This is a genomic window from Pseudomonas sp. McL0111, from assembly GCF_052567255.1.
Genome location: NZ_CP199585.1, coordinates 3,824,976 through 3,845,542, shown reverse-complemented (window position 1 = coordinate 3,845,542; position 20,567 = coordinate 3,824,976). Strand labels below are relative to the sequence as shown.

Here is a 20,567-nt window from a genome sequence, read left to right as displayed (position 1 = left end):
CTATGACTGCACGATTCGAATGGCGCACTTCGCTGTGCGCCGCCGACTTCCCGGCTGCGGCGTATGAAACGCTGCGCTTGCGGGTGCCAGATCACACGCCGTTCAACAGCCTCGGCTGGTTGCGTGCGGCAGAACTGACCCTTGGCAGCGATAAGCGTCTGCACATCCTGCTCGGTTGGGAGGCGGATGAATTGCGCCTGTGTCTGCCGCTGGTGGCGGGGCGCGAGCGCTTTGGCGGCTTGTCGTTTCGGGTGCTGCATCATTTGGGTTATCCGCTGGCGGATCGTCTGGCGTTGTTGTCGCTGTTGTCAGTTGAAGACATGCGCGAAGCTTTGGTGCAGACCCGTCGGCGCCTGCCTCATGCGTTGCTGCAACTCAACGAATTGTCCGAGCCTGCCGGTGAAGAAAGCCTCCTCACCGGATGGATGACCCACAGTTCCACAGGCGAACGGCGCTTGAGCTGTCGAGTGCCGGTGCATCTGATCAGCGAGACGGATCATCAGGAAGTCGGCGGCGACCCGCGCTACAAACTGCGCCGGGCACGCAAACGGATTGCCGCGTGTGGCGCACAGGTACGGCGGATTGTCCCTGATGCAATGAGCATGGGCCCGCTGTTGCAGGCCATCAGCGAAGTCGAAGCAGTGAGCTGGAAAGGCGACGAAGGCGTCGGCATTTTTGCCTCCGGACGCAGCCGGCAATGCATCGAAAATGCTTTCACCGCCCTCGCCGCCCAAGGGCTGGTGCGGGTGGTGACGCTGGAACTGAACGGACGTTGCATCAGCTATCGACTCGGCTTGCTGGAACAGGGTCGACTCTACGATTACAACCTCGCGTTCCTGCCGCAATACGCCGATCTGGGCAGCGGTCGCGTGCTGCTGGATGAGTGGATTCGCTGGGGGCTCGAAGAGAACTGGCACTGGATCGATGCCTCGCGGGTGAGTCTGGAAAACTCCAGCCATCAACTGCACGAACGCATGACCGGACAACTGGAACACTGGCGCTGGAGTTTCTATTCCTGGCGCCCCAGTGGCCTGATATTGGGGTTGGGCTTGCGCCTCTGGCATCGGCTCAAACCGAGGGTGCTGCAATGGCGTGCGCAGCGTGCGACTACGGCCGCGCCAGCCACCCCGGTCAAACCTGTCGCGATTCCCACGGAGGGCGAACATGCCTCGGCAAGTCATAGTCAACGCTGACGATTTCGGCCTCAGCCCAAGCGAAAACGCGGTGATCTTTTCAGCGTTTCAGGCCGGGCTGATCAGCTCCGCGACGATCATGGCCAACATGCCAGAGTTCGTGGCTGCCTGCGCCATGGCCCGCCATCCAATGCTCGAAGGGCGGATCGGCCTGCACTTCAATCTGACCTACGGCAAACCGCTGAGTCAGGCAATTCTGGGGCGGAGGACCTTCTGCGACAGCCACGGTGTGTTCGACCTCAGTCTGGCCCGCCACAGCCTGTGGCTCAGCCGTGAGGATCGCGACGCGGTGCAGGAAGAATTGCAGGCGCAGTGGCAACGCTGTGTCGATCATGGCGTGCGCCCGAGTCACTTCGATTCGCACCAACACGTACACAACATCTGGCCGATTGGCGAGATCGTGGCACGCTTCGCGGCGCATCAAGGCGTACCGATTCGATTGGCGCGCAACCTCGGACAAAACCTCAGTTTGCCCAAGCGCTTGTTCAAGGGTTTGCTCAATCGGCGCCTGCAAGGTCTGGCCGGCGCCACGGCAGATTACGTGTGCACCCCGGTAGACCTGCGCAACGACGTCGCGCCGACCGACGGCGTGCTGGAAGTTGTCGCTCATCCGAATCAGCTTGGGGCTGATTTCGGTGATGCCTATCTCGAACCGGGAGAGTCCCTGAGCCGCGTGCTAGAGCAGCGGTTGGCGGGCGTTCCACGGGTTTCCTATGCCGACTTGAACAAGGATTTTCTACGCGGTGCCGCAGCACTCGATTGACTTACATAACTTGCAATACTTTCGAAGCTGGCACTTAGAAATGTACTTGCGGGCTTGATCTATACCCATCAAAGCATCATCCACAACACCGGGCCCCGGCCACGGAGGGCAACATGAGCGTCATCGAAAAACTACAAGAACGCATCCGTCAAAAAGGTCTCGGTCGCACCTTCGGCACGCTATGGAAACGCTACGTGTTCTTCCACTGGGAACTGCTGTGGATGGAGCGCGATCTGGTCAGCCCGGTGCCGCCGCACAAGCTGCGCCCCTATGACGGTTTGCGCAGAGTCGACATCACCCCGGACAACGCCAGCGCGTTCGGCAAACACTTCGGTGACCGGGTCGAGACCATGGCCGAACTCGCCGCCGAAGGTCATACCGGGCACATGTACCTGGACGCCGATGGCCACGCGGTGGCGTTCATCTGGGGCAGTATTCGCGACTACCATGACCGTCACTATTACGGCTGCTGGTTCCCGGTCAAACCCGGCGAGTTTTTCGAATTCGGCGGCGAAATGGCCCGGCCGTATTTCGGCACAAGCCTGTCGGTGGACGTGCAAGTCGCACTCTGGGAAGCCATGGCCGCACAGGGCTGCGACAAAGTGGTGGACGTCTGCGAAACCCACAACATCCCCGCACTGAAACTGCACATCCGCATGGGCTACCACGAACAGGGCCGCGTCACCCACGTCTACGGCCTGTTCGGCCGCTGGCGCTTCTACCGCGAAACCCGCTACAGCGGCTCACGCCTGGAACCACTGCGCAAACCGGGACGGCCAGTGGTGAGTGCGGCGGCGCAGGCTTGATACATTCCCAGCATTTGCGGCGGCGCTGAAGCCGCCATCGCTGGCAAGCCAGGCTCCCACAGGATCTTCGGTGTACACAGCATTTGTGTACGACACAAAACCCTGTGGGAGTGGTGAGTGTGGCGGCGCTGAAGCCGCCATCGCTGGCAAGCCAGGCTCTCACAGGATCTTCGGTGTACACAGCACTTGTGTACGACACAAAATCCTGTGGGAGCCTGGCTTGACAGCGATGGGGCCAGTTGCCGTTCCGCCCGCATTGAACTGCTTTGTATGACTTTGCCCACACAACCAAGAGAAATGCCCTTCTGTACTCAAGGCTTCAGCTGACTGCGCCCGGCTGTGTGATTGATTAAATTCACGCACAACCATGAGGTGAAAATGTATGACCCAAACTCTGACTGACTTTGAGATGACTTCGTTGCTCGTCGACTTCGTGGCTATTCGAGAGTATCTAGGCCAAGTGGTGACCGAGGGTGATGAGAAGGAGTTGCTTCGGGCGATCCGGTACGTAGCGCAGGTCTGCAAAACGCTCGGAAAAAAGGAAATCTCAGTGGTTCCCGATGCTTAACATAAGTGGATCCGTGGCGACATCATCGCGAGCAGGCTCACTCCCACACTGGTTAGATGTACGACACGGGGCCTGTGGTTTAGTTTTTGTTTGCGACCAAGGTGAAACACATCGGTAGTTGTGCTGATTGGTTGAGGTACTGGTCGTACAGTTCTTCGCGATTCGAATGCGGGTATTCCTTGAAGTGGGCGATGTTCAGCCCTGCTTCAATCGCGCCGTTGAAAATCGCGCCGAGGGTGTGCACGAACCAATAGGATTTCGCTGCCTGCTGTTCGACTTTACCGACATAGACAATCGGTTCTTCCTGCACGAATGGCGTTTCGCGGAAGTATGAGCTGTCGAGGCGATACGGGTCTTCGGCCTCGGGATCGAACATTTCCAGAAACGGATGGGTTTCGTAGATCACCAGCCGCCCACCCGGTTTGAGGGTCGAGGCGACGTGGCGGAAGAATTCGCCGATGTCGGGCATCCAGTTCAGCACGCCGATGGTGATCAGCGCGACGTCGAAGCGGTTCTGCAACGAGGCCGGCAGGTGATGGATATCGGTCTCGATGAACTCGGCATTGTGCGGCGAACGGTTGTTCAGCTCGCGAGCCTGTTCGAGGAAACCGGTGGACTGATCGACACCGACCACCGTCCGCGCACCGAGGCTGAACAGTGACAGACTCTCGCGACCGTTATTGCAGCCCAGTTGCACGACGTCTTTGCCGTCGATGCCGACCTGTTCCAGCAGTCCATGCAACGTGTCGTCGAGGCAGGAAAAATCCGCCTGCGTGACTTCATTCAACAAGGCCTGCCAATCGGGCGAATCCTGGTGGTGGCGAGCTGAGTCATTCCACGCCTGACGATTGCTCTCGATGGCGTTTTTATTGTTGGGCACTTCCATGGCGCACTCCGGGTACTGCTCGTGATTGAGCGGCCCCGAGTCTAGATCAGCGCGTGGATTCTGAATGTTGTGAACTTGTAAGTGAAGGCACAGAACATTGTGGCGAGGGAGCTTGCTCCCTCGCCACAGGGGCAGTGTTGATCAGGCAGGAATGTCGACGTTATCCAGTGCCTGATTCACGGCCAGTTCGCCAAGCATGACTACTTGCGCGATACCCAGCAGGGTCTTGCGGTGCGTGGCTTCGAGCAGCGCGGCAAAGTCGCCGAGCATGACGGTGGCAGAGGCCAAGGATTCGTAGGCGTTGGCCAGCAGTGACTCGGTGTCGGCCTTGGGATTGGCGAAGAACATCCCGTTGGGGGTGTAGGGTCTGGCCATGATTCCGGCCGCGGGATTGAGGTAGAAATCGAGCGCGCGCTCGGCGGCATCATGGAGTCTTTTGCTATCGACAGAAGCGTATGGGGACGTTGGATCGCCTTCTGTTTCGGCAACGGTTTCGGGGGGATTCGGGGTTGGCTTTTTCATGAATATTTACCCTGTATGACGGTTAAAGCTGGCCCATTCGGTTTCCAAGCGAATAGGTGGCAGCTGTACGCAGGCTGGAAACCCGGGACAGAGCAACCCGGCAGACCCGAAGGTCTCCCACGCACAGCCGCCATAACAGAGTGCACACCATGAAGGTGCGCAGGATACGTTATGAATTGCGCTTGTGCGCTCTGTTGTTACTCGGGTTTCCATGCCCGATCGCTGATTTGGCAGCGACGAGCACAGGCTAGAGACTGCACGTCCGACGGACAACCTGAAAACACTGTGGGAAGGTTCCGCATTTCCCAAACAGGTTTTAAACATCCTGAATTGAAACACGCACCTGTCAGAGGCTGATATCGGTCTGGTTGAGGCGTTCGCGCAGGAACTCAATCAACGCCTGCACCGGTCGTGATGCCTGCCGATGTTGCGGGTACACCGCCGACAACGTCAGGGGCTCCGGGCGGAAGTCTTCGAGCACCGGCAGCAGTCGTCCGTCCTTCAGCGCTGCGCCGACGATGAACGTCGGCAGATAAGTAATCCCCATCCCCGCCACCGCAGCATCGCGCAGCAATTCGCCGTTGTTGACCCGCATGCGCCCGCTGACATTCACCAGCAGCGGCTTGCCCTGCCCCGCATTGAAGCGCCATTGCACCGAACGGCCATGGCCGTAAGGCAAGCAGTCATGGCTGAGCAAATCTTCCGGTTTCTGCGGCGTGCCACGTTCGGCCAGATACGCGGGGCTGGCGCAGTACACCCGTTCGATGGATGCAATGCGCCGGGCGATCAGCGTCGAATCTTCCAGCACGCCGATACGCAGCGCCAGGTCATAACCTTCGCCGAGCAGATCCACTGGCCGGTCGCTGAGATCGACTTCGACGGTGACCTCGCGATAGCGCTGCAAGAACAACGGCAGCAGACAGCCCAGATGCGCCAGCGCGAACGACAACGGCGCACTCACGCGAATGGTCCCGCGTGGTTCGGCAGTCTGGCCGGCGATGCTTTGTTCGACGTGCTCGACTTCGCTCAGTAGACGCAGCGCCGACTCGTAATAGCTCTGGCCCAGCGGCGTCACGTCGAGGCGGCGCGTCGAGCGATTGAGCAATCGCACGCCGAGACGCTCTTCCAGTTGCATCAAACGGCGGCTGACGAACTGCTTGGACAGGCCCAATTGATCGGCGGCAGCGGTGAAGCTGCCGGAGTCCATGACCTGACAAAAAATACGCATGTCTTCGAACGGGTTCATTGTCACTCTCTGGTGGACAGTTAAACGCTTTATAGCCGCTTTTTCACTTTTCGACAGCTCATTAATCTGTGCTCACGGTTTGAAAACAAGCCCACACAAAAAACTGATCGAAAAAGGAATTGAGCATGAACATCAAACAAACCCTGACCGCTTCCCTCCTCGCCCTGTCCATCGGCAATGCATTCGCCGCTGGCAGCCCGGGTGTCGAACACAACACCCAGGCCTTCCTCGAAGCCCTCGCCGCTGGCGGTGGCAAACCGCTTGAACAACTCAGCCCGAAAGACGCCCGTGCGGTGCTGACCGGCGCGCAGGCTTCGGTGAAAGTTGATCTGTCCGGGATTGAAGTCAGCGACAAGGTGATCGAGGTCGATGGCCAGACCATCAACCTGAAAGTGGTGCGTCCGGCCAAGGTCAAAGGCGAGTTGCCGGTGTTCATGTTCTTCCACGGGGGCGGTTGGGTGCTGGGCGATTTCCCGACGCACCAGCGTCTGATTCGTGATCTGGTGGTGGGCTCTGGCGCGGTTGCGGTGTACGTCGATTACACGCCTTCGCCGGAAGCGCAGTACCCGACCGCGATCAATCAGGCTTACGCCGCGACGAAGTGGGTAGCGGAAAACGGCAAGCAGATCGGTGTTGACGGCAAGCGTCTGGCGGTGGCAGGTAATAGCGTCGGCGGCAACATGGCAGCGGTCGTGGCGCTGATGGCCAAGGAACAGAAAACCCCGGCCCTGCGCTTCCAGTTGCTGATGTGGCCGGTCACCAACGCACAGTTTGACGATGGTTCGTACCAGCAGTTTGCCGAGGGCCATTTCCTCACCAAAGGCATGATGCAGTGGTTCTGGGACAGCTACACCACCAACCCGACCGAGCGCGCGCAGATCCACGCTTCGCCGCTCAACGCCAGCACCCAACAGCTCAAAGGCTTGCCTGCCGCATTGGTGCAGACCGCCGAATTCGACGTGCTGCGTGACGAAGGTGAAGGCTATGCACGCCACCTGGATGCGGCCGGGGTGCCGGTGACGGCGGTGCGTTACAACGGGATGATTCATGACTTTGGGCTGTTGAATCCGCTGAGTCAGATTCCTGAGGTGAAGGCTGCGGTGCGCCAGGCGGCGGCTGAGTTGAAGACTCATCTGAACTGAGTCCCCAAGCATTGCCACACAGCCAAGTGTGGCAATGCCGTTTTTGTGGTGAGGGGATTTATCCCCGTTGGGTTGCGTAGCGACCCCGGAAAAGGGCCTGCTGCGCAGTCCAACGGGGATAAATCCCCTCGCCACAAAAGCCCCCGCTCCACAAAAAAAACCTGTTCCACACAAGTTCACCTGCATCCGGAGTCCGCCATGTTCCTTCTCAACCACCCATTGTCCTGGAGCGCGGCCCTGCTGTTGCTCGACGCTGCGCTCTGGCATTTCGCGCCGTTCAGTCACCGTGCGCTGCGGGTCGGGGTGCGGTTGGTGCTGTTTCTGGCGTTCAGTACGCTGATCATCAACGCCGGCGTCAGCCCGATGCAGGCGCCGCTGTTTGCCGATGATCAAGTGATGCAACTGAGCGCGACGGCGCTGGGGATTGTCTGGTGGCTGTACGCCGCCCGCGTGCTCACCGAAGTGATCGGGCTGATCCTGATGCGCCGCATCGGTCACAGCGGTCGCTTGTTGCAGGACGTGATCGGTGCGCTGGTGTTTCTGGTGGCCATCGTTGCCGCCGCCGGTTACGTGCTGGAGTTGCCTGTAAAAGGCTTGCTGGCGACGTCCGGGGTGGTAGCCATCGTCGTCGGTCTGGCACTGCAAAGCACTTTGAGCGACGTGTTTTCCGGCATCGTGCTCAACACCACCAAGCCGTATCAGGTGGACGATTTTGTGGTGATCGACGGCGTCGAAGGCAAAGTGCTCGACATCGACTGGCGCGCCACGCACTTGCTGACCAGTAACGGCACGCTCGCCGTGGTGCCGAACTCGGTGGCGGCCAAGGCGAAAATCGTCAACCTCAGCCGCCCGAACAACCTGCACGGCGTGTCGATCAGCATCAAGGTGCCGAACCACATTCGTCCGCGCCGGGTGCTGGATGCGCTCGACCGCACGCTGCAAGGCAGCAGCAGTCTGCTGTTGAACCCGCCGCCGAAAGCCGTGTTGAAAGAGGCTGGCGAAGAAATGTCCGAGTACGTTGCCAGTGGTTTTATTGCCGAACTGGGCAAGAAAAGCGAAGTGCGCAATCAACTGTTCGACCTCGCCCACCGTCATCTCGAAGCGGCTGGCATTTCGCGGCACCCGGACGGTACGATCCAGCCGTCGACCCGCGCCCGGGCGTTGCTTGATGAGGTGAAAATCTTCCGTTCGCTGAGCCATGAAGAACGCGATCGCCTTGCCGAATCGATGGTCGCGCAGCAGTACACGGCGGGACAGGTGGTGTTGAATCTCGACGAGGTGCCGGACAGCCTGTTTGTGATCGCGACCGGCGTGGTCAGCGCAACCGTGCCCGATGGCAACAACCAGACCGAGGCCGGACGCATGGGGCCGAGCGAGGTCATGGGCGAACAGAGCATTCTTGCCGACACGCCATCGCAGGCGACGTTTACGGCGTTGACGTCGAGCATCATCTATCGCCTCGACAAGACCCTGACCCGCCAGTGCATGGAACAGCGCAGCGAGGTCGGGCAGGCGTTGAACAAGTTGCAGGCAGTGCGGCAGCAGAACAGTCGGCTGGCGTTGATGGCGGTGCCCGCGCCAATCAGGAAAGGTGGGTTTCTCGGGTGGTTGCAGAAGCGTTAAAAGCGAAAGATCGCAGCGTTCCGCAGCTCCTACAGTTGGAATGCATTTTCCCTGTAGGAGCTGCGGAACGCTGCGATCTTTTGATCTTCTTACTTGGCAGTGAACTTGGTGTAGCTACCGATCAGGTTGCGATAGTTCGGCAGACGGTTCGACAGCAGATTCGCCAAGCCTTCCATATCGTTGCGCCAGTCACCTTGCAGCTCGCAAGCCACCGAGAACCAGTTCATCAGTTGCGCACCAGCCGCCGACATGCGCGCCCACGCTGCTTTTTGCACGGTCTCGTTGAAAGTACCCGACGAGTCAGTCACCACAAACACTTCAAAACCTTCAGCCAGCGCCGACAGGGTCGGGAACGCCACGCATACGTCAGTCACCACGCCAGCGATGATCAGTTGCTTGCGCCCAGTCGCCTTGATCGCTTTGACGAAGTCTTCGTTGTCCCAGGCGTTGATCTGGCCTGGACGCTGAATGAATGGAGCGTCCGGGAATTGCTCGCGCAGTTCTGGCACGATCGGGCCGTTCGGGCCGGCGTCGAAACTGGTGGTGAGGATGGTCGGGAGTTTGAAGAACTTGGCGATGTCGCCCAGCGCCAGCACGTTGTTCTTGAACTCGTTCGGCGAGAAGTCCTGCACCAGCGAGATCAGGCCGGTCTGGTGATCGACCAGCAGTACAACCGCGTCATCTTTGTTCAGACGCTTGTAAGGAACGTTGCTCATGGGAAACTCCTTGGGTGGATGTTGCACGTAGCGCCGTACCAAGTGGCCGGCGCTTTTTGGTATTGATCAGAAGGCGAAGCAGGAACAGCCGAACGCGCCCCAGAAACCGGCGAAGTCGCTGACCGGTGCGTTCGACATCCGCGCCTTTTCATGGCTGTGGGTGTGCACTGCGCATGGGCCGCTGCACTGATGCACTTGCGCTTGCAATGGCGAGTTCGGCCGCCAGTGGCCCGGGACTTTCACCACCGGCGACCAGTCCGGCAGCACCGGCACGCTGGCCGGGCCGAGTTTTTCGAAGTCGTCGGCGGCGTAGACAATCTTGCCGCCGACCACGGTCAGGACCGACTCGATCCACTTGATCGCTTCTTCCTCGACGTGGAAGAAATCCGCGCTCAGCGCTGCCAGATCCGCCAGTTGCCCGACCTTGATCTGGCCTTTCTTGCCTTGCTCGGACGAGAACCAGGCACTGCCGTGGGTGAACAATTCCAGAGCGGTGGTGCGCGGCAGACCTTCTTCGTACAAGGCCAGACCACCGACGGTGCGGCCGCTGACCATCCAGTACAGCGAGGTCCACGGGTTGTAGCTGGAAACCCGCGTCGCATCGGTGCCGGCGCCAACCGGCACTCCTTCGGCAAGCATGCGTTTGATTGGCGGCGTGGCTTCAGCAGCCTGCTTGCCGTAGCGGTCGACGAAATACTCACCCTGGAACGCCATGCGATCCTGAATCGCGATACCGCCGCCCAGCGCTTTCACCCGCTCGATGTTCTGCGGGGTGATGGTTTCGGCATGGTCGAAGAACCACGGCAAACCGTTGAACGGAATATCGCGATTGACCTTCTCGAACACGTCGAGCATGCGGCTGATCGATTCGTTGTAAGTCGCGTGCAAACGGAACGGCCAGCGCTGCTCGACCAGGTGACGAACCACCGGCTCCAGTTCCTGCTCCATGGTTTGCGGCAGGTCCGGGCGCGGTTCGAGGAAGTCTTCGAAGTCGGCGGCGGAGAACACCAGCATCTCCCCGGCGCCGTTGTGCCGCAGGTAGTCATCGCCCTGGTGCAATTTGACGCTGCCAGTCCAGTTCTGGAAGTCGCTGAGTTCTTCTTTCGGCTTCTGTGTGAACAGGTTGTAGGCGATGCGGATGGTCAGTTGCTCATCCTTGGCCAACTGTTCGATCACCTGATAATCGTCCGGGTAGTTCTGGAAACCACCGCCGGCATCGATGGCGCTGGTCAGGCCGAGGCGGTTGAGTTCACGCATGAATTGGCGCGTCGAGTTGACCTGATATTCCAGCGGCAGCTTCGGCCCTTTGGCCAGCGTCGAGTAGAGGATCATCGCGTTCGGCCGTGCGACCAGCATGCCGGTCGGGTTGCCATTGGCATCACGGACAATCTCGCCACCCGGCGGGTTCGGCGTGTCACGGGTGTAACCGGCCACGCGCAATGCGGCGCGGTTGAGCAGCGCGCGATCGTACAAATGCAGGACGAATACCGGGGTGTCCGGCGCGGCCTGATTGAGTTCTTCGAGGGTCGGCATACGCTTTTCAGCGAACTGGAATTCGTTCCAGCCACCGACCACGCGCACCCATTGCGGGGTCGGTGTACGGTCGGCCTGTTCCTTGAGCATGCGCAGCGCATCGGCCAGCGACGGCACGCCTTCCCAGCGCAGTTCGAGGTTGTAGTTCAAACCACCACGAATCAGGTGCAAGTGCGAGTCGTTGAGGCCGGGGATGACGCAGCGGCCCTTCATGTCGACCACTTGCGTGGACGAGTCGCGCAGCGCCATCGCCTGGGTATCGTTGCCGACGACCACGAAGCGGCCGTCCTTGATCGCGACCGCACTGGCCAGCGGTTTGCTGCGGTCTACGGTATGAAATTGGCCATTGAACAGAATCAGATCGGCGTTCATCGCAGTTCCTTCGACATAAGTGAATGGGGTTCAGCGTGACGGTGTTTGTTTGGGTTCGACGTGTTCATGGGCCTGACCGGCCTCCAGCCACGGCGCGAACAAGCGCGTCACGCGGGGCATGAACACGTACACCACCGATACAACGATGGTCAGGGTGATCAGGAACGTGGCGACCACGTAGTTGGAAAGCAGTGGATGCAGTTTCAGCAGCGGCCCCCAGATCAGCGGCACCAGCAAGGTGTGCGGCAGAATCACCAGCAGCGTGATGACTGCTTGCTTCCAGCGCGGCGGCGGCTTGGCTGCATCGGCCAGTGGCGCGAACCAGAATTCGTTGACCGGGGCGACCTCGGTCTGGTCGCCGTCAGCGAGCATCGGCGTGGCCTTGTCGACCAGGGCTTGGCGCTCGGGCGACTCCAGCCATTGCTGCATGGCGTCGGTGGAGCAAAAGCGCAGCACGCAGGTGTAGGTGTCGAGCCCGCCACGCTTGCCGCGCACCACGTCCACGCCCAGATGCCCTTCACGCTGCCCCGCTACGCTGACAATGTTGCGCAGCCAGGCTTCATAGTCTTTTTCAAAACCGGCCTTGACCTGGTGTTTGACGATCAGCGTGACGATCTCATCGAACCCCGGCGCTTTTAAGGTTTGGGCTTCAGACATAACGCAACACTCCGGGTAGACGGACATTGAGCGCCAGCCGTCCCGGCCCGGCGATGAGGATGCTGGTAAAGAGGATCAACAGCAGCCAGCCGAACTGCCCTTCGGCCACCGTCCATTGCGGATGCACGACCAATAGCGCCACCAGCAGCACAAACAGAATAGGCAAGCACGCCAATCGCGCCAGCACCCCGCCGACGATCAGTAGCGGACAGAGGACTTCGGCGAAAATAGCCAGGCATAACGTGAGGTGGGCGCCGAAATGGAATGGGTCTTCGATCTGTTGCAGTTGTGCATCGAAGTCCATCAGCTTGGGCAAGCCGTGAACCAACAGCAGAAACAGGCCAGCGCTGACCCGCAGAAACAACAAACCGACGTCTCGCGCCCGTTCATCCCGTTGCAAAGCGTCCATGAACCCCACCCTTGAATTCTTATCGACCTGAATCATGCCGATGGCGGGTGAAGAAAAATTGAACGTACGTGCTCACTTCCCTAGATAAACACGCCCCCGTAGGAGCTGCGGCACAGCCCCCCGCAATTGCAAATCCAGGCCCCTCAACGCCCCGCCAAAATCGTGTATTCACGTGGTCCAAATGGCGTTGTCGTCGATGCATTGGCCACCCCGTCCAGATTTACCCTGAAGCGTACGGTCAATGTACTGCCATCCCCCAGCAGCTTCAGATAGTCATACGAGACCAACTGATTAAAGAGGCCGGTCAAGGCCCACTGTCGAGTGACCGAGTTTCGCTCCCCCTTCCATATCGACAAATTGTGCGGCTCTCCGGAAGCATTGATGCCTTCCAGATCCAGCCACGTCCTTTGTCCCGAGGCAATATGCGGCCAACTGCCAAACTGCAATGTTGCGCCCCCCGTCACACTGCTCAGATCCAGCACTGTCGTGCCATTCGCCTGAGTGAATACCGGGGCAACAAATACTGACGCCGGCAGGGTGCCCAGACGCAGGAAAAACGGCATGGAGGTCACCGGTGGCGCCAGTCCCCGTTCATATGTGAAGGTGATACTCACCATTTGGCCCAGGTTGAATGCCACTAATGAAACCGGTAACGGTACTTCCCGTGGTATGACCGCTCCAGCCACCAGAGCGTTGGTCGTGTGCGAGCCACCCGCCGGGGTGCCTGGGGCGCCTGCCCAAGTGACTCTGATTCTGTCCTGAGGCTGCATGTCGTATCGCAAGACAGCTGTCAGACTCAATCTCGCCGCCATCGGGTCCAGATGGCCGTTATCCAGTGATTCCTTGATGGATAACGGCAGATTCAGCAACACAACGTTGATCATCCATGGTTTGGAAACGCTACCGTCACCGCCGTTCCTGGCAGTAAACACATGGATACCGCCCACCAGATCAGCCACTGGCAACTTCCATTGACCGGACACCGCCCGGATCGTCTGTATAAAAGTTGGCCCGTCATAGACCTCGACGTCCTCACCGGCCCGCGCAGTCCCGCACAAACTGATGTCGGTGAAGCGAGTGTCTGCCCCCTCGGGAATGTCCTGACCGTCCGGACCCGCCGCGGACACAATCAACGGCGCCGTCGACGCGTTTGTGCTGACGATATAGTTTCGATGAGCAAACTTTTGCGCCAATGCCTCGTCCGGATTTTTTTGCAATCCCGCCATCAACTGCAGATTGAGCACGCTGCGATCCTTGAGGCCCTGCAACGGGGAGCTCGGGTAGGTTCGCTCGTAGAACCCGAAGCGATTGAATTCATCCGCTATCACGTTATCCAGCGCACTCCAGTAACTGACGTTGAATGCGCTGTCGTCGGCATTGGTACCTCTGAGCCGCAACCACAAATACTGACCGCGCAAGCCAAGTAGCCAGGCGTTGATGCGCAGGGTGAAATCGTCCAGACCGGTCAGACTCAGCATCTGCCCTTCACCGGCATCTGCGGCCTCGGCGATGAATGGTCTGGGCAAATCGCCTTGGGCAATGGGCAATATGTACAACAACAGTGGCTGCGAAGTCACAGCAGGCTCCGTGCCCCGTTTCAGGTCGTAAGTCACGGTCACCGTCTGGCCGAGATTGAAGGTCACTAGCTCTTTGTCAATCCGAAGTTCCACAGGTCGGACATGTCCCAGCATGAAGAAATTAGATGTATACGACCCTTCATCACCACTTCCCGGAGCGCCAATCCATTTAACCCGGACCTCATCATCGTCCTGCATACCCTGATAGCTCAGCAACATCGTCAGATTGTTCCTGACGCTGAGTGGATTCAGCACCGTGGAGCCGGGACTTTCCGCGATGGAAGGAGGAGCAAGATCATCGGTAACGATGGTGACAGATCGACTGGTCATGATATTTCCCTGCGCGAGATGGGTCCCCTGCCCGCTGGGGCATCAGCACATCACACACGGGTTCACGAGGTTGCGCCACTGTCAGAAATAACAGGTCTGCGGCCTTAACGGACGGGCGGTAGCCTGCAGCATCCGTGGGTGCGGGGATTATCCCGCCGGGATCTCCAGTGCCACCGACATGAACTGGCTGATCCGTGATCTGAGCCAGCGCTCTGCCGGATCATTGTCGTGCACCCCGCTCCAGGCCATCGATAATTGCGCCGCATCGATGGGGAATGGCGGGTCTTCGGCGCGCAACGCGCAACCTTCTACCAGCGCACACGCGGCGTAGTCCGGCACGGTGGCGATCATTTCGGTGCCGGCGAGCAAGGCGCGCAAGCCGCTGAATTGCGGCACGCCGAGCACCACGCGGCGCGAACGACCGACCTTGGCCAGATCCACATCGATGTTGCCGCTCAAGTCCCCGGAGAACGAGACCATGGCATGCGGACGCGCGCAGTATTCGTCGAGGGTCAGCGGGCCGGGACGGTCGTCGCCGCGCAAGACCTTGCACGGAATATCACGCAGCTTTTTGCGCTTGGCATTGGCCGGCAAGTCCGTGGTGTAGCTGACGCCAACGGAGATTTCCCCGGACGCCAACAGCGCTGGCATCAACAGATAATTGGCCCGGCGCACCACCACGACAATCCCCGGGGCCTCTTCCTGAAGCTGACGCAGCAGCGGCGGGAACAGACCGAATTCGGCGTCATCCGACAGACCGATACGGAACACATCACAACTGGTGGCCGGGTCGAACTCCTTGGCGCGGCTGACGGCGCCGGAAATCACGTCCATCGCCGGTTGCAGCTCCTCGAGGATCGCCAAGGCGCGGGCGGTCGGCTCCATGCTGCGGCCGTTGCGCAACAACAATGGATCATCGAACAGATCACGCAAACGCCCAAGCGCCGCGCTCACCGCCGGTTGGCCCATGAACAGTTTTTCGGCGACGCGGGTCAGGTTCTTCTCGAACATCAGCGCTTCGAAAATCACCAGCAGGTTCATGTCAACGCGGCGCAGATCATTACGGTTCATGGGCTCGAATTCCTTCTGTGGCCGGCCAGACGCAAGTGCTTGCACTTTACGCGATCAATGGCCGTTTGCGTCCCGCCCGTGGATGCGAATTAACAACGTTTAACTCGTCAGCCTCCACGCCCCGTTCTAACAATGATGGCCTCTGCGCAGCGTTGTTTTTTGACCCGCGGGAACGCGCCAACCGGGCGTTCCCCCATGACACGGACCTTGGCCATGGCTCTCTCTCAGCAAACCACCGCCCTCGCCCCTGCCAGCGAAATCCGCAAGCCGCACACTGGCGGCCTCAGCCCACAACGGCAGCGACAAGTTAAACAACTGATTCTCGAACGCCTTGGCGAAAGTCTCGAAGTGACCGAACTGGCCCGTGCCTGCTCGTTGTCGCGCAGCCATTTTTCGCGAGCGTTCAAGGCCAGCACCGGCCTGTCGCCGCAGGACTGGATTCGTGAACAACGCATCGCCCGCGCCAAACTGTTGATTCGTCACACCGGCCTGAGCCTGACGCAAATCAGCCTTGAGTGCGGCTTCTGTGATCAGGCGCATTTCTGCCACATCTTTACCCGCAGCGAAGGAATCAATCCGTTCGCCTGGCGCTGTCAGGCAATGCGTGAAAGCAACGAGCCCCGGACACGGCCCGCAACGTTTTGATCCGCCCGCCAAAACCACCCGTTGCACGGCAGCCAAAACCTGAGGAATATGCCCCGATAGCCAGCAATAGACGCTCTGCGCATTCACGCAGCGTTTATTCGCCAGACCCGGTGCATCACCGCAGGAGTGAGTTGTTGAGTTTTTCCCCGAATCAGGTCATCGGCTTCGGCCCCTATCGGATCTTCACCGGACAACGATTGGTGCTCGAAGGCGAGCAACCGTTGCGGCTGGGGCGGCGCGCCATGGACATTCTGCTGATTCTGCTGGCCCACGCCGGCGAGGTGGTGAGCAAGCAACAACTGATCGCTGGCGTCTGGCCCGACAGCGTGGTCGAAGACATCAATCTGCGTGTGCACATGGCGGCGCTGCGCAAGGCTCTCGGCGATGGTCAGGCCGGCCAGCGCTACATCATCACAGTGGCGCAGCGCGGCTACAGTTTTGTCGCGCCGCTGGTCGTGCAGACCGGCGAGCAACAACCCGCCGCCAAAACCGTTGCCCGCCACAACCTGCCGTTGCGTCGTACACGGATGATCGGACGCCAGCCGTTGGTCGACAGCTTGATGAATCAACTGCCGCGCCAACGCTGCATCACTCTGATCGGCCCCGGCGGCATCGGCAAGACCACTGTCGCCCTACGGGTCGCCGAACAATTGATCGGGCGCTATCGCGACGACATTCGCTGGCTGGATCTGGCGCCGCTCAACGACCCCGCGTTGATCTGCTCACAACTGGCCACTCTGCTGGATGTGGCAGTGCACGATGACGAGCCGCTGACAGCGGTAATCAACGCCTTGCGCGAACGACAGATGCTGTTGGTGATCGACAACTGCGAACACCTGATCGATGCCGTGGCGCTGCTCAGCGAAAACATTCTGCGTGGCGCACCGCACGTCCATATTCTGGCCACCAGCCGCGAGAGCCTGCGTGCCGAGGGCGAGTTTGTGCAACGTCTGGAATCGCTTGACTGCCCGCCGGCGATTGCCGTGGCTGATCGGGAGCAGGCATTGGGTTTTGCGGCTTTGCAGCTGTTCGTCGAGCGCGCCACAGCTGCCCATGAGCACTTCGAATTGAGCGATGCCGAGTTGCCGCTGGCCATTGAAATCTGCCAACGCCTCGACGGCATTCCCCTGGCACTGGAACTGGCGGCAGCGCAGGTTGCCAGCCACGGTTTGAGCGGTTTGCTCAGCCAATGGCAAGACACGCTGCAGCCATTGGCACCCGGTGCCCGCGACAGCCATGCGCGGCATCAGACGCTGCGCGCTACGCTGGATTGGAGTTTCAATCTGCTGACCCCGTGCGAGCAGACTTGCTTGCGTCGTCTCGGCGTGTTTCGCGGCAGCTTCACCCTGGAGTCTGCCGCTGCCGTGATCGGCGGCCAGTATGTGATGCCCGGCGAAGTGCTGGTCGCGGTCACGCAACTGGTGGCCAAGTCGCTGCTCAATGTCGAGGTCGGCGATGAAGAGGTGTTTTATCGCCTGCTCGACACCACCCGCCATTACGCGCTGGAACAGCTTGAGCTGGCAGGAGAACTGCAGATCACTCGCGAGCGCCATGCCGAACGTTGTCTGGCGCTGATGGACCAGGCGCAAAGTGAATGGGAAAGCACGCCGACCGCGCAGTGGATCGAACGTCATACACGCTGCCTGGAAGACCTGCGCGCCGCTCTCGACTGGGGCCTGAATGGCGCCGGCCCTCGGGCTCTGGGAATTCGCCTGACAGCGAACTCGGCCCCCTTGTGGCAAGAGCTGTCGCTGCTCAAGGAATATGGCGGTCATGTGCGCCAGGCACTAGGCCTGCTCGAAAGCGCGGAAAAACCCTGTCCGCGCCTGGAAATCGCTCTGAATCTGGCGCTCGGCAGCGCTTGTTACCACACTTGGGGCGGCACACCGGAGACCATCGAAGCCTTCACTCGCGCCCAAGTGCTTGCTCAACAGAATCACGATATCGCCGGACAACTGCGCGCGGTATCCGGGCATCTGGCGGTCAATCTCAGTTGCGGCAACTATCAAGCGGCGCTGGCGCAAAGCGAGCAGTTTGATCGCCTCGGCGGACACGGCGACCCGTTGCTGTCATTGAGCACGCATCGGCTACGCGTGCTGGCCCTGCATTTTTCCGGCGATCAGCCGCAAGCGCGGATCAGCGCCGAGCAAGTGATCCAGCGCATGGCACACAGCGGCCATCGCAATCGGTTCACCCATGGTTTCGGTGTGCAATACGATCAGAGTGTTGCTTCGCTGACCATCCTCGCGCGAGTGCTCTGGCTTCAAGGTTTTCCCGATCAGGCCTGGCACACCGCCCGGCAAGCGCTGGACATCGCGGTGCAGATCAACCACGGCACTTCGATCTGCTACACCCTGGCGCTCGCCAGTTGTCTCATCGCCCATTACAACGGTGACAGGAAGAACGCTCAGGCGTTGTTGCAACTTCTGTTGGAGCAATCGCAGAAGCATTCGGTGTTGCTGTTTCATCGTTGGGGGCAGCACTACGCGCAGGTCATCGATGCGGATCAGGTTCAGCCCGTCACCTCGGATGGTAGCGGGCTGATCAAGGAGTTGATGGTGACGCTCGACAGCAGGTTTGTCGACGATGCGCTGCTTGAGCGAGCGCGCAGTGGTGCGGCGGGCTGGAGTACCGCGGAGATTTTGCGGGCGCGGGCTGAGCGGTTGTTGGTTGAAAATTCTGAAGGCCCCTTTCGCGAGCAAGCTCGCTCCCACATGGATTTGCGTGCTTCCTGTGGGAGCGAGCCTGCACAAGCCGAAACACTATTGCTGCAAGCACTGGCCGTGGCCAAAACCCAAGGCGCCCTCGCCTGGGAACTGCGCAGCGCCACATCCCTGGCGCAGCTCTGGCAACGGCAGGCGCGCTATCGCGAGGCGCAGCAATTGCTTGCGCCGATCTACCAGCGCTTCACCGAAGGTTATGCGACTCCGGATCTGCGCAAGGTGCGCTTATTGCTCGACCAGTTGCGCGGTCAACTGCACAACTGACGTCGAGCGCTTCCAGGCGAGATGAAGCGCATGCCGGCACAAAATGTCGTTCAGCTCGGCACTGTGTTCCAGCTTTTCTCGGGCGAAATGTCGGGTGGTGTTGAGCATCCGATAGCGCGGCTGTCCAGCGCCCCGCTCCACCGCCAGCAATGACTTGAACGCCAGTTGCTCAATGATCGCCGCCAGCGAGATTGATGTCTGTTGCGCGCAGTGAATAACGCTCTGTGCCACTTCAACGGTGAAGGACATCCTGAAAACCGACAGCTGTTGCAGCACCCGTTGCTCGCTGTCACTCAAAAGCTGATAGCTCCAGTCCAGCGCCGCGCTCATCGACTGATGACGCGGCACCGCCGTACGTCGGCCCTGACTGAGCAATTGCAGACCTTTATTCAGTTGCGCCTGCAACCCGACCAGCGCCAACGCATCGATCTGCGCCGCCGCCAGTTCGATCGCCAACGGCAAGCCGTCGAGCCGTCGACAGATCTCCCGCACGGCACTGAGGTCTTGATCGCGCAGCGTGAAATCATGCTGACGGGCACGGGCGCGGCTGACCAGCAAGCGCACTGCCGAATAGCCCATGAATTCGTCGACGCTGTGCAGCGCAGAGCTTTTGGGGATGGTTAGTGCGGTGAGTTGATGCAGGGTTTCCAGGCTGGCTTGCAGCGGTTCACGGCTGGTCACCAGCAGCGACAGGCGCGGCGCTGACTGCAGCAGTTGTTCGGCGAGTTCACGGCAGGATTCTCGCAGGTGATCGCAGTTATCCAGCACCAGCAAGGCATGACGTGTGATCAACGTTTCGAACGTCGTATCGAGCATGTGCAACAGCTGTTCAAGCACCGAGGTCGTGTGGTCGATGATCGAAAAATCCACCCGCCACACGCCGTCGCGATAATGCTGCAACAGCAGCTCAGCGACACGCAGCGCGACCGTGGATTTGCCGACACCCGCCGGGCCGGTCACCGTCATCAGCCGGCACAGCGGCAACTGCCGCACCAGACTACCCACCAGCGAATCGCGCCCCGTCACCGGAGTCAATCGCGCAGGCAGGTTGTGTTGCGGCGCTTGCAGTGTTTCGAACACCACTCGGGCGACGCTGTCGCCATGCACCGGGGCAATAAAGCAGTAACCGCATTGCGGCACGTTGACGATGTATTGCTGACCGTTTTCACCATCGCCCAATGCGCGGCGCAACGCGGCGATGTGCACCCGCAGGTTGATCTCTTCGACCACCGACGTCGGCCACACCCATGCGATCAATTGCTCCTTCCTGACCACTCGGCCGGCGCGCTCGACCAGTACCTGCAGAATGTCGAGTGCCCTTCCGCCCATGCGCAGCTGCCGATCCCCTTCGAGGATCAACCGTTGGCGTAAATGAAACGCGAACGGCCCAAAGTGCAGCACCGATGCGCCATCCAGATCGTTGTGGCTGTTCATGCCTTTTCACACGCAAGCGCGTCGCGAGCATCATGCCCACGGCGTCATGCGCCTCTCCCTTCCAAGCGATGCTTCTATCTTGGCAGG

The 20,567-nt window shown here is 60.0% G+C and carries 18 protein-coding genes; 8 read left to right on the top strand and 10 right to left on the bottom strand.

All coding sequences use genetic code 11. The features are described from left to right. The first annotated feature begins 2 nt into the window (after positions 1 to 2). The 4 genes from ACTWLJ_RS17685 (at position 3) to ACTWLJ_RS17670 (ending at position 3,330) form a co-directional block, all read left to right on the top strand. Positions 3 to 1,193, top strand: a complete 1,191-nt coding sequence (locus ACTWLJ_RS17685; protein WP_445177760.1) for a GNAT family N-acetyltransferase — start codon at positions 3 to 5, stop codon at positions 1,191 to 1,193. After that, on the top strand, positions 1,165 to 1,956 hold the full coding sequence (locus tag ACTWLJ_RS17680) for a ChbG/HpnK family deacetylase (protein ID WP_445177759.1): 792 nt from the start codon (positions 1,165 to 1,167) through the stop codon (positions 1,954 to 1,956). The genes ACTWLJ_RS17685 and ACTWLJ_RS17680 overlap by 29 nt, the downstream gene beginning before the upstream one ends. 113 nt (positions 1,957 to 2,069) lie before the next feature. Beyond that, a complete protein-coding gene (locus ACTWLJ_RS17675; RefSeq protein ID WP_401211621.1) occupies positions 2,070 to 2,762 on the top strand; it encodes a GNAT family N-acetyltransferase in 693 nt (230 codons plus the stop codon). A 382-nt stretch (positions 2,763 to 3,144) separates the two neighbouring features. Continuing rightward, entirely contained in the window at positions 3,145 to 3,330 is a 186-nt protein-coding gene (locus tag ACTWLJ_RS17670) for a hypothetical protein (protein ID WP_445177758.1), read from the top strand. A 79-nt stretch (positions 3,331 to 3,409) separates the two neighbouring features. Here the strand turns inward: ACTWLJ_RS17670 and ACTWLJ_RS17665 are convergent, their stop codons facing one another. From ACTWLJ_RS17665 to ACTWLJ_RS17655, 3 genes are all read right to left on the bottom strand, one after another. After that, positions 3,410 to 4,216: a class I SAM-dependent methyltransferase gene (locus ACTWLJ_RS17665; RefSeq protein WP_445177757.1), complete on the bottom strand. Its 807-nt coding sequence runs from the start codon at positions 4,214 to 4,216 to the stop codon at positions 3,410 to 3,412. Positions 4,217 to 4,357: 141 nt separating this feature from the next. Next, positions 4,358 to 4,738, bottom strand: coding sequence for a DUF6124 family protein (locus ACTWLJ_RS17660; protein ID WP_445177756.1), 381 nt, complete (start codon positions 4,736 to 4,738; stop codon positions 4,358 to 4,360). A gap of 346 nt (positions 4,739 to 5,084) precedes the next feature. After that, positions 5,085 to 5,984: a LysR family transcriptional regulator gene (locus ACTWLJ_RS17655; RefSeq protein ID WP_445177755.1), complete on the bottom strand. Its 900-nt coding sequence runs from the start codon at positions 5,982 to 5,984 to the stop codon at positions 5,085 to 5,087. A gap of 125 nt (positions 5,985 to 6,109) precedes the next feature. Here ACTWLJ_RS17655 and ACTWLJ_RS17650 point away from each other — a divergent pair, with 125 nt between their 5' ends. Together ACTWLJ_RS17650 and ACTWLJ_RS17645 are read left to right on the top strand one after the other, a co-directional pair. Then, positions 6,110 to 7,126 carry an alpha/beta hydrolase gene (locus tag ACTWLJ_RS17650; protein WP_445177754.1) on the top strand — a complete coding sequence of 339 codons (1,017 nt, stop codon included), beginning with the start codon at positions 6,110 to 6,112 and terminating at the stop codon, positions 7,124 to 7,126. A 198-nt stretch (positions 7,127 to 7,324) separates the two neighbouring features. Continuing rightward, positions 7,325 to 8,749 (top strand): mechanosensitive ion channel family protein, encoded by a 1,425-nt coding sequence (locus tag ACTWLJ_RS17645; RefSeq protein WP_445177753.1) that lies wholly within the window; start codon positions 7,325 to 7,327, stop codon positions 8,747 to 8,749. 89 nt (positions 8,750 to 8,838) lie between these two features. Here ACTWLJ_RS17645 and ycaC read toward each other — a convergent pair whose 3' ends face one another. The 6 genes from ycaC to ACTWLJ_RS17615 form a co-directional block, all read right to left on the bottom strand. Further along, positions 8,839 to 9,465, bottom strand: a complete 627-nt coding sequence (gene ycaC, locus ACTWLJ_RS17640; protein ID WP_445177752.1) for an isochorismate family cysteine hydrolase YcaC — start codon at positions 9,463 to 9,465, stop codon at positions 8,839 to 8,841. A 66-nt stretch (positions 9,466 to 9,531) separates the two neighbouring features. Next, on the bottom strand, positions 9,532 to 11,370 hold the full coding sequence (locus ACTWLJ_RS17635) for an amidohydrolase (RefSeq protein ID WP_401211635.1): 1,839 nt from the start codon (positions 11,368 to 11,370) through the stop codon (positions 9,532 to 9,534). A gap of 30 nt (positions 11,371 to 11,400) precedes the next feature. After that, positions 11,401 to 12,027 carry an antibiotic biosynthesis monooxygenase gene (locus ACTWLJ_RS17630; RefSeq protein ID WP_445177751.1) on the bottom strand — a complete coding sequence of 209 codons (627 nt, stop codon included), beginning with the start codon at positions 12,025 to 12,027 and terminating at the stop codon, positions 11,401 to 11,403. Continuing rightward, positions 12,020 to 12,436, bottom strand: a complete 417-nt coding sequence (locus tag ACTWLJ_RS17625) for a DoxX family protein (RefSeq protein WP_445177750.1) — start codon at positions 12,434 to 12,436, stop codon at positions 12,020 to 12,022. The genes ACTWLJ_RS17630 and ACTWLJ_RS17625 overlap by 8 nt, the downstream gene beginning before the upstream one ends. 143 nt (positions 12,437 to 12,579) lie before the next feature. Next, a complete protein-coding gene (locus ACTWLJ_RS17620; protein ID WP_445177749.1) occupies positions 12,580 to 14,343 on the bottom strand; it encodes a hypothetical protein in 1,764 nt (587 codons plus the stop codon). A 147-nt stretch (positions 14,344 to 14,490) separates the two neighbouring features. Further along, positions 14,491 to 15,414, bottom strand: coding sequence for a LysR substrate-binding domain-containing protein (locus tag ACTWLJ_RS17615; protein WP_445177748.1), 924 nt, complete (start codon positions 15,412 to 15,414; stop codon positions 14,491 to 14,493). A gap of 213 nt (positions 15,415 to 15,627) precedes the next feature. Between ACTWLJ_RS17615 and ACTWLJ_RS17610 the strand changes: the two genes are divergently transcribed. Together ACTWLJ_RS17610 and ACTWLJ_RS17605 are read left to right on the top strand one after the other, a co-directional pair. Next, positions 15,628 to 16,059, top strand: coding sequence for a helix-turn-helix domain-containing protein (locus tag ACTWLJ_RS17610; RefSeq protein WP_445177747.1), 432 nt, complete (start codon positions 15,628 to 15,630; stop codon positions 16,057 to 16,059). Positions 16,060 to 16,193: 134 nt separating this feature from the next. Then, complete coding sequence (locus ACTWLJ_RS17605; RefSeq protein WP_445177746.1) at positions 16,194 to 19,046, top strand: ATP-binding protein; 2,853 nt, start codon at positions 16,194 to 16,196, stop codon at positions 19,044 to 19,046. Here the strand turns inward: ACTWLJ_RS17605 and ACTWLJ_RS17600 are convergent. Beyond that, positions 19,008 to 20,480 (bottom strand): ATP-binding protein, encoded by a 1,473-nt coding sequence (locus ACTWLJ_RS17600; protein ID WP_445177745.1) that lies wholly within the window; start codon positions 20,478 to 20,480, stop codon positions 19,008 to 19,010. The two genes, ACTWLJ_RS17605 and ACTWLJ_RS17600, sit on opposite strands and share 39 nt — an antisense overlap. Between the last annotated feature and the right edge of the window lie 87 nt (positions 20,481 to 20,567).

Bases quoted from the DNA above. Each gene is read 5' to 3' on its own strand.
- ACTWLJ_RS17655 (WP_445177755.1), bottom strand. From the start codon at position 5,984: ATGAACCCGTTCGAAGACATGCGTATTTTTTGTCAGGTCATGGACTCC.
- ACTWLJ_RS17660 (WP_445177756.1), bottom strand. From the start codon at position 4,738: ATGAAAAAGCCAACCCCGAATCCCCCCGAAACCGTTGCCGAAACAGAA.
- ACTWLJ_RS17600 (WP_445177745.1), bottom strand. From the start codon at position 20,480: ATGAACAGCCACAACGATCTGGATGGCGCATCGGTGCTGCACTTTGGG.
- ycaC (WP_445177752.1), bottom strand. From the start codon at position 9,465: ATGAGCAACGTTCCTTACAAGCGTCTGAACAAAGATGACGCGGTTGTA.
- ACTWLJ_RS17610 (WP_445177747.1), top strand. From the start codon at position 15,628: ATGGCTCTCTCTCAGCAAACCACCGCCCTCGCCCCTGCCAGCGAAATC.
- ACTWLJ_RS17615 (WP_445177748.1), bottom strand. From the start codon at position 15,414: ATGAACCGTAATGATCTGCGCCGCGTTGACATGAACCTGCTGGTGATT.
- ACTWLJ_RS17680 (WP_445177759.1), top strand. From the start codon at position 1,165: ATGCCTCGGCAAGTCATAGTCAACGCTGACGATTTCGGCCTCAGCCCA.
- ACTWLJ_RS17625 (WP_445177750.1), bottom strand. From the start codon at position 12,436: ATGGACGCTTTGCAACGGGATGAACGGGCGCGAGACGTCGGTTTGTTG.
- ACTWLJ_RS17685 (WP_445177760.1), top strand. From the start codon at position 3: ATGACTGCACGATTCGAATGGCGCACTTCGCTGTGCGCCGCCGACTTC.
- ACTWLJ_RS17645 (WP_445177753.1), top strand. From the start codon at position 7,325: ATGTTCCTTCTCAACCACCCATTGTCCTGGAGCGCGGCCCTGCTGTTG.
- ACTWLJ_RS17630 (WP_445177751.1), bottom strand. From the start codon at position 12,027: ATGTCTGAAGCCCAAACCTTAAAAGCGCCGGGGTTCGATGAGATCGTC.
- ACTWLJ_RS17650 (WP_445177754.1), top strand. From the start codon at position 6,110: ATGAACATCAAACAAACCCTGACCGCTTCCCTCCTCGCCCTGTCCATC.
- ACTWLJ_RS17620 (WP_445177749.1), bottom strand. From the start codon at position 14,343: ATGACCAGTCGATCTGTCACCATCGTTACCGATGATCTTGCTCCTCCT.
- ACTWLJ_RS17675 (WP_401211621.1), top strand. From the start codon at position 2,070: ATGAGCGTCATCGAAAAACTACAAGAACGCATCCGTCAAAAAGGTCTC.
- ACTWLJ_RS17665 (WP_445177757.1), bottom strand. From the start codon at position 4,216: ATGGAAGTGCCCAACAATAAAAACGCCATCGAGAGCAATCGTCAGGCG.
- ACTWLJ_RS17635 (WP_401211635.1), bottom strand. From the start codon at position 11,370: ATGAACGCCGATCTGATTCTGTTCAATGGCCAATTTCATACCGTAGAC.
- ACTWLJ_RS17670 (WP_445177758.1), top strand. From the start codon at position 3,145: ATGACCCAAACTCTGACTGACTTTGAGATGACTTCGTTGCTCGTCGAC.